Source organism: Streptomyces sp. NPDC046925 (assembly GCF_040644915.1).
In the GTDB taxonomy this organism is placed as follows: Bacteria; Actinomycetota; Actinomycetes; order Streptomycetales; family Streptomycetaceae; genus Streptomyces.
The window spans coordinates 265,156-271,485 of record NZ_JBEYWZ010000012.1 but is presented as its reverse complement, the minus strand read 5'-3'; the positions used below and the strand labels follow the sequence as shown (position 1 = coordinate 271,485).

The window sequence follows — 6,330 nt, the reverse complement described above, 5'->3', positions numbered from 1 at the left end:
CGTTTCCGACTCTATCAGACTCTTTCGTGTCCGATTTCCTCGGTGCCTTTCCGGTTCCCGCTCCGGCCTTTCGGCTTTCGCGTTTCCCTTTCCGGTGGTTCCGACTTTATCAGAGATTCTGAGTCGGAATTCCCCGCCCCGTTCGGGTTGCTCCGAGCACGTGAGTGCCGGGTGCTTCCCGTTCAGGCGGAGACGTAAACGTACTGGAGCGGGGCGCCCCGATGCAAATCGAGGCGCCCCGCTCCTAGTTCACGCAGTGTCGGGTCAGACCTCGACGACCACGGGAAGGATCATCGGGCGTCGGCGGTAGTTGTCCGAGACCCACTTGCCCAGCGTGCGGCGGATGAGTTGCTGCAGCTGGTGGGGCTCCACGACGCCGTCCTGGGCCGACTTCTCGAGGACCTCCTGGACCCTCGGCATGACGGCGGAGAAGGCCGAATCGTCGATGCCGGAGCCGCGTGCCTGGATGTGCGGGCCCCCGGTGATCTTGCCGGTGCTGGAGTCGACCACCACGAACACCGAGATGATGCCCTCGTCCCCGAGGATCCTGCGGTCCTTCAGCGCGGGTTCGCCGACATCGCCCACGGAGAGGCCGTCGACGTACACGTAACCGGCCTGGACCTTGCCGACGATCTTCGCCTTGCCCTCGACGAGGTCGACGACGACGCCGTCCTCGGCGATCACGATGCGGTCGTGCGGGACGCCGGTGAGGGCGCCGAGCTCGGCGTTGGCGCGCAGGTGGCGCCATTCGCCGTGGACCGGCATCAGGTTCTTGGGCTTGCAGATGTTGTAGAAGTACAGGAGCTCGCCGGCCGACGCGTGGCCGGAGACGTGCACCTTCGCGTTGCCCTTGTGGACGACGTTGGCTCCCCAGCGGGTCAGGCCGTTGATCACGCGGTAGACCGCGTTCTCGTTGCCGGGGATGAGCGACGAAGCCAGGATCACCGTGTCGCCCTGGACGATGCGGATCTGGTGGTCGCGGTTGGCCATCCGGGAGAGGGCGGCCATCGGTTCGCCCTGCGAGCCCGTGCAGACGAGCACGACCTCGTGGTCCGGCAGATCGTCGAGCGTCTTGACGTCGACCACCAGGCCCGGCGGGACCTTGAGGTAGCCGAGGTCACGGGCGATGCCCATGTTGCGGACCATGGAGCGGCCGACGAAGGCGACCCTGCGGCCGTACTCGTGCGCCGCGTCCAGGATCTGCTGGATGCGGTGGACGTGGCTGGCGAAGCTCGCGACGATGATCCGCTTCTGGGCGCCGGCGAAGACGCCCCGGATCACGTTCGAGATGTCGCGCTCCGGCGGGACGAATCCCGGCACCTCGGCGTTCGTCGAGTCGGAGAGAAGGAGGTCGATGCCCTCCTCGCTCAGCCGCGCGAACGCGTGCAGGTCCGTGAGGCGGCCGTCCATCGGCAGCTGGTCCATCTTGAAGTCGCCGGTGGCGACCACCATGCCCGCGGGGGTGCGGACGGCGACGGCCAGGGCGTCCGGGATGGAGTGGTTGACCGCGACGAACTCGCAGTCGAACGGGCCGAGGCGCTCGCGGTCGCCCTCGGCGACCTCGAGCGTGTACGGACGGATGCGGTGCTCCTGGAGCTTCGCCTCGATGAGCGCGAGGGTCAGCTTGGAGCCGATCAGCGGGATGTCCGGCTTCTCGCGGAGGAGATAGGGGACACCGCCGATGTGGTCCTCGTGGCCGTGCGTGAGCACGATGCCGTCGATGTCGTCGAGCCGGTCCCTGATGGACGTGAAGTCCGGCAGGATCAGGTCGATTCCGGGCTGCTCCTCCTCGGGGAAGAGCACTCCGCAGTCGACGATCAGCAGGCGACCGTTGTACTCGAAGACGGTCATGTTGCGGCCGATCTCACCGAGGCCGCCGAGCGGGGTGACCCGCAGGCCGCCCTTCGGGAGCTTCGGCGGGGCGCCGAGTTCAGGATGCGGATGACTCAAAAGACTCTCCTCACCACACGCGCCACGTACCTCCAGGGCACGTGGCGCGCATGACGTTCGTGCAGTAGCAGTTGTCTGGTGTGGGTGCAGGACGCGTCAGTCGGTGTCCCGCGGTGTTTCGCGTATTCAGTTGTGAAGTCAGTGGTTAGAGCTGTACCCCGCCGGCGGCGAGATCGATCTTGAGCTGGTGCGTCTCCTCGGGCGACAGCTCGACCAGGGGCAGCCGCAGCGGGCCCGCGGGGCGGCCCTGCAGGGTCAGCGCCGCCTTCGTGGTGATCACACCCTGCGTACGGAACATGCCGGTGAAGACCGGGAGCAGCTTCTGGTGGATCTCGGTGGCCTTCTGGACGTCGCCGGTGGAGTGCGCGTCGAGCATCGCGCGCAGCTCCGGGGTGACGACGTGGCTGACGACGGAGACGAAGCCGCAGGCGCCGACGGAGAGCAGCGGGAGGTTCAGCATGTCGTCGCCGGAGTACCAGGCGAGGCCGGAGCGGGCGATGGCCCAGCTGGCGCGGCCGAGGTCGCCCTTGGCGTCCTTGTTGGCGACGATCCGGGGGTGCTGGGCGAGACGGACGATCGTCTCGGTGTTGATCGGGACGCCGCTGCGGCCGGGGATGTCGTAGAGCATGACCGGCAGCTCGGTGCTGTCGGCGATCGCGGAGAAGTGCCGGAGCAGGCCCTCCTGCGGGGGCTTGTTGTAGTACGGCGTGACGGTCAGGAGGCCGGTCGCGCCGACACGCTCGGCGTCGCGGGCGAGCTCGATGCTGTGGCGGGTGTCGTTCGTGCCGACGCCCGCCACGACGTGGGCGCGGTCTCCGACTGCTTCCACTACGGCTCGTACGAGCTCGGCTTTCTCCGCGTTGCTGGTGGTCGGGGACTCGCCGGTGGTGCCGTTGATGACGAGGCCGTCGTTGCCTGCGTCCACCAAGTGGGCGGCGAGCCGCTGCGCGCCGTCGAGGTCGAGTGCGCCGTCCGCCGTAAAGGGCGTGACCATAGCGGTGAGGACCCTGCCGAAGGGGGTCTGCGGAGTGGAGGTCGGAGCCATGGGTAACACGCTACTCGCTGCTCAGCGCGTGGTCCCCCCTCGGGGGATGTGTGCGGACCTGACAAGTGAGGAGCCCGGCACTGCCTGCTCGGGGGTTCAAGCAGTGCCGGGTCCGTTTGATCAGGCTAGATGAACTTCTCGAAATGCCGCAATACGGACACCTCACTCAGCCCACCCGTACATCAGTGCCTTACGGAGCCACACGTCCGTTCTTGTTGAAGGCCGCGTGCGTGAGGGGCATGAGCTTGGCCCACTGCTCCTCCATCTTCTCGCCGACCATCTCGATCTCCCGCTGCGGGAAGGACGGGACCTTGGCGAGCTCGTGCTGCGTGCGCAGGCCGAGGAAGTGCATCAGCGAACGAGCGTTGCACGTCGCGTACATCGACGAGAAGAGGCCGACCGGCAGCACCGCGCGGGCGACTTCGCGCGCGACACCGGCGGCGAGCATCTCCTGGTACGCCTCGTACGCCTGGCGGTACGAGTCCTCCATGACGCGGCCCGTGAGCTCCTGCTGGGCCTCGGTGCCTTCCACGAAGACGTACTTGCCGGGGCGGCCCTCCTGGACCAGCTTGCGGGACGCGTCGGGGACATAGAACGTCGGCTGGAGCTCCCTGTAGCGGCCCGATTCCTCGTTGTACGACCAACCCACGCGGTGCCGCATGAACTCGCGGAAGACGAAGATCGGGGCGCTGATGAAGAACGTCATCGAGTTGTGCTCGAAGGGGCTGCCGTGGCGGTCCCGCATCAGGTAATTGATCAGGCCCTTGGAGCGCTCCGGGTCCTTCTGGAGCTCCTCCAGGGACTGCTCTCCCGCAGTGGAGACCCGGGCGGCCCACAGGACGTCGGAGTCGGTCGCGGCATGCTTCACCAGCTCGACGGTGACCTCGCTGCGGAAGCTGGGCTTGAGGTCTTCGGTGGGGGTCTCGCTCACTGGCGGGGTCCTTCCATGTGCATCACTCGGGCGGCGCCCACTCTATGGCCCGGCACTGACAATCGGCCGTTCGGTGCCTCGCCACGACAATCTTCGGCGAATTTGGCGAAACCGGGCACCAATTGAGCGTTTCGAGCGTCTGACTGGACAACAGAGTTAAGTTCGAGTCGCGTGAGGAGAAACGCACCCCATGTTCCGTCGGCGCGAGCCCGTCCCGTTCGCCTTCATCGCCGAAGCCGACAAGTTTCGCAGCAACGTCACTCCCCCGCCCCGAGAGCGCCCCTCGGCCTCTCAGATCGTGGGCCGCACCCTGATCGGCCTGGTCGTGGCCGCCGGACTCGCAGGTTCCCTGCTGGTCGGCATGCCTGCCCTGTCACCCGATCAGTCACCCGGGCACACCCAGCAGTCCGAGGCCTCGGACGGTCGATGAAGACCGCCGCAACCTCCTGACTCCCCCTACCGCCCACTGTCCTTGGCCTGGGAGGTACCCCCATGGCCCCCCAAGGGTGGTAGCCGGAAGCAGCGCTCGATAGCCTCACCGGGCACAGCCCGTGCGTGGATCGAGTGAGGATTCAGTCGTGCCCCTGGCTTTTCTGACGGCGGACCGCGCCTTTGACGAGACGGCGGACGACGCCGCGCTGCCGTTCGACGACCGCGACCACTGGCGCCGGCCCTACCGGCCGGGTCCGTGGCGGGTGGGGGCGGCCGCGCTGCTTCTGCTGCTCGCCTCGTTCGTCCTCGTCGCCGCCGTGATCATCGCGTTCGCGGACTCGCTGGCGGGTTCCGGCATCTGTGCGGGGCTCGCGGTGGTCATCATCGTGAGCGCGCTGCGGCTGCTGCGGATGGGCACCTGGGTGAGCGCGCACGGCCTGCGTCGCATTGCCTTCCTGACGACACAGACCGTGCCGTGGGCGCAGGTCGCGACCGTGCGCACCGCGCAGCAGCCGGTGCGGTGGCTTGGTCTGCCCCGCACCGTGCAGGGGCAGGCACTCATCCTCGTACGACGGGATGAGCAGGCCGGGGAGCAGCAGCCGCTGCTCACCGACCGCAACGCCGACTTCATGGCCCGGCACGAGGCCTTCAACCGGGCCGCCGACTCCATCGAGGTGTGGGCCGACGAGTACCGGCGCACTGCCTGACCCGGAAGCCCTCCAGACCTGCCCCGGAAGCCCCCTAGACGTTCACCGGCCTGCCCGCGTGCAGCGCGATCGCGCGCTGCATCGCCTTTCGCGCGCGCGGGGTGTCCCTGGCGTCGTGGTAGGCGACGGCGAGGCGGAACCAGCAGCGCCAGTCGTCCGGCGAGTCCTCGGTCTCGGCCTTGCGCCGGGCGAAGACCTCGTCGGCCGAGTCACGGTCGATCCGGCCGCCGGGCGTGCGCTTCAACTCGTCCACCGGCAGGCCGCCTTCGGCCTCCAGCTCGGCGGCGAGGCGGTTGGCGCGCTGGACGAACTGGGTGTTCTTCCAGAGGAACCAGATGCCGATGAACGGCAGGATCAGCACCGCGACACCGAAGGTGACGGTGAGCGCGGTGCCGTGCTGTATCAGGAGCACGCCGCGGCTGCCGACCAGGACGAAGTAAACGACCAGGACGGCAGCCGTGACGGCGTAGGTGATCTTTGCTCGCATGAGGGTCAGCCGGCCCGCGTCAGTTCAGGTCCAGGAAGTGTTCCAGGCCGAACGTCAGGCCCGGAGTGCTCACCACTCGGCGTACGCCGAGCAGGATGCCCGGCATGAAGCTGCTGTGGTGCAGCGAGTCGTGCCGGACGGTGAGGGTCTCGCCCTCGCCGCCGAGCAGCACCTCCTGGTGGGCCAGGAGGCCGCGGAGGCGCACGGAGTGCACCGGCACGCCGTCGACGTCCGCGCCGCGGGCGCCGTCAAGTGCGGTCGCCGTGGCGTCGGGCTGCGGGGCGCTGCCCGCTTCCCGGCGTGCCTCGGCGATGAGCTGGGCGGTGCGCGTGGCGGTGCCGCTGGGGGCGTCCGCCTTGTTCGGGTGGTGCAGCTCGATGACCTCGACGGACTCGAAGTACGGCGCCGCGATCTGCGCGAACTTCATGCTGAGGACGGCGCCGATGGAGAAGTTCGGGGCGATCAGGACGCCCGTCTCCGGCGTCTTCGCCAGCGAGGCCGTCAGCTGGGCGACACGGTCGTCGGTCCAGCCCGTCGTACCGACCACGGCGTGGATGCCGTGCCGCACGCAGAAGTCGACATTGCCCATCACCACATCGGGGTTGGTCAGCTCGACCACGACCTGCGCGCCGGATTCCACCAGCGTGTCCAGCTTGTCGCCCCGGCCGAGCGCGGCGACCAGTTCCAGGTCGTCGGCGGCCTCGACGGCTCGGACGGCCTCGGAGCCGATCCGGCCCTTGGCTCCGACGACCGCCACGCGCAGCTTGCTCATGTTCCT

Annotated in this window: 7 protein-coding genes; 2 read left to right on the top strand and 5 right to left on the bottom strand. The window is 68.3% G+C overall.

Translation table 11 applies throughout. The features are described from left to right. Window positions 1–264: 264 nt before the first annotated feature. The 3 genes from ABZ906_RS36435 to thyX all read right to left on the bottom strand — a co-directional run bounded on the left by ABZ906_RS36435 (window position 265) and on the right by thyX (window position 3,926). Window positions 265–1,950 (bottom strand): ribonuclease J, encoded by a 1,686-nt coding sequence (locus tag ABZ906_RS36435; RefSeq protein ID WP_361193867.1) that lies wholly within the window; start codon window positions 1,948–1,950, stop codon window positions 265–267. Window positions 1,951–2,095: 145 nt separating this feature from the next. Beyond that, window positions 2,096–2,995, bottom strand: a complete 900-nt coding sequence (gene dapA / locus ABZ906_RS36430) for a 4-hydroxy-tetrahydrodipicolinate synthase (protein ID WP_361193869.1) — start codon at window positions 2,993–2,995, stop codon at window positions 2,096–2,098. A gap of 190 nt (window positions 2,996–3,185) precedes the next feature. Further along, complete coding sequence (gene thyX / locus ABZ906_RS36425) at window positions 3,186–3,926, bottom strand: FAD-dependent thymidylate synthase (RefSeq protein ID WP_361193871.1); 741 nt, start codon at window positions 3,924–3,926, stop codon at window positions 3,186–3,188. A 190-nt stretch (window positions 3,927–4,116) separates the two neighbouring features. Between thyX and ABZ906_RS36420 the strand changes: the two genes are divergently transcribed. Further along, window positions 4,117–4,356: a hypothetical protein gene (locus ABZ906_RS36420; protein WP_361193874.1), complete on the top strand. Its 240-nt coding sequence runs from the start codon at window positions 4,117–4,119 to the stop codon at window positions 4,354–4,356. Window positions 4,357–4,504: 148 nt separating this feature from the next. Further along, window positions 4,505–5,065 carry a hypothetical protein gene (locus tag ABZ906_RS36415; protein WP_361390117.1) on the top strand — a complete coding sequence of 187 codons (561 nt, stop codon included), beginning with the start codon at window positions 4,505–4,507 and terminating at the stop codon, window positions 5,063–5,065. A gap of 34 nt (window positions 5,066–5,099) precedes the next feature. On the opposite strand, the gene ABZ906_RS36410 is transcribed toward ABZ906_RS36415, so the two are convergent. Next, window positions 5,100–5,552 (bottom strand): tetratricopeptide repeat protein, encoded by a 453-nt coding sequence (locus ABZ906_RS36410; protein WP_361056181.1) that lies wholly within the window; start codon window positions 5,550–5,552, stop codon window positions 5,100–5,102. Between the two features lie 19 nt (window positions 5,553–5,571). Further along, entirely contained in the window at window positions 5,572–6,324 is a 753-nt protein-coding gene (dapB, locus tag ABZ906_RS36405; RefSeq protein WP_361193878.1) for a 4-hydroxy-tetrahydrodipicolinate reductase, read from the bottom strand. Window positions 6,325–6,330 lie beyond the last annotated feature (6 nt).